General features: G+C 62.7%; 1 protein-coding gene. It reads left to right on the top strand.

Features of this window, described 5'->3' with window-relative positions; genetic code table 11:
• Positions 1–126 precede the first annotated feature (126 nt).
• Positions 127–1,311, top strand: coding sequence for an integrase catalytic domain-containing protein (locus AC50YA_RS23075; RefSeq protein WP_494984474.1), 1,185 nt, complete (start codon positions 127–129; stop codon positions 1,309–1,311).
• Positions 1,312–1,379 lie beyond the last annotated feature (68 nt).

The following is a 1,379-nucleotide window of genomic DNA, read 5'->3' as shown; positions in this document are numbered from 1 at the left end:
CGCGTTGACTCATAGAAAACCTCCGCGTAGCCGGATACGTTGCCTCATTTGATTACCTCCGCGTAGCGGCGTGGTTTCCGGATGGGGCAGCTGTTGGGGGCTATGCCCGTTTTCATGGAGCTAACGATGGTCCAGCGGCAAGCTGTGACAAAGAAGAAAGCCCTCGCCTACAAGAGCGCCGATCGTGCAGGTAAGTCCCGGATCCTGAACGAGCTGGTCGAGCTGACCGGTTGGCACCGCGACTACGCCCGGACCGCTCTGCGGGAGGCCCTGGTCCTGAAGATCGTCAAGCCCAGGCCGGGCCGGACGCCGGTCTACGGGCCTGATCTGCTGCCATCCCTGGTCACGTGCTGGGCAGTGCTGCGCGCTCCTGCCGGCCGGCTGCTGGCCCCGATGCTGCCGGTCCTGGTGCCGCTGCTGCGCCGGGACAAGGAGCTTGAGGTCACTGACGCGCAGGCGGATCTGCTGATGCGCATGAGCGCGGCGACCATCGACCGCAAACTCGCTGGTGAACGGGCGAAACTCTTCCCGCGGGGACGCTCGCACACCAAACCCGGCACACTGCTGAAATCCCAGATCCCGGTCCGGACCTGGGCCGAATGGGACGACGCCGTCCCGGGATTCGTGGAGATCGATCTGGTCGGCCACGAAGGCGGCAACAGCTTCGGGGAATTCTGCTTCACCCTGACAGTGACTGACATTTCCACTGGATGCACCGTGAACCGGTCCGTGCGGAACAAGGCCGCCAAATGGGTCTTCGAGGCCCTCGAGTACGTCACCGCGGTGTTCCCCTTCCCGATCATCGGCATCGATTCGGACAACGGCTCGGAGTTCATCAACGAGCACCTGCTGGCCTACTGCCATGCCCAGCAGATCACCTTCACCCGGTCCCGGCCGGGAAACAAGAACGACGGCGCCCACGTGGAGCAAAAGAACTGGGCCAGGGTCCGGGAACTGGTCGGCTACCTCCGCTACGACACCGCCGCGGAGCTGGCGAAACTCAACGAGATCTGGGAGCTGGACCGGATCTTCACGAACTACCTGCTGCCCCAGCAAAAACTCATCGAGAAGCAGCGGCACGGCGCGAAAGTCACCAAGAAGCACGACGCACCAGCCACACCCCACCACAGGGCGATCCGGCACGAGAGGATGCGCAAACGCCCGATCATCCGGATGAACGCCGCCTTCAAACAGATCAAACCCGGCGCACTCTCACGCCAGATCCTGGCACTCACCGGCCAGCTGGAAACACTCTCCCGGGCAAAACAACCCGCCGCCGCCAAACCCATCAACAGGGCCTGGAACAACTGAAAATCCGGAGGTTTTCAGATGAGGCAACGAATCACCCTTCCCGGAGGTATTGCAATGAGGCAACAGGG

This window comes from Pseudarthrobacter sp. RHLT3-21 (assembly GCF_059383495.1).
Note: the sequence above shows the minus strand (reverse complement) of the source record. Positions and strands in the feature narration are given on the sequence as shown.

Bases quoted from the DNA above. Each gene is read 5' to 3' on its own strand.
- AC50YA_RS23075 (WP_494984474.1), top strand. From the start codon at position 127: ATGGTCCAGCGGCAAGCTGTGACAAAGAAGAAAGCCCTCGCCTACAAG.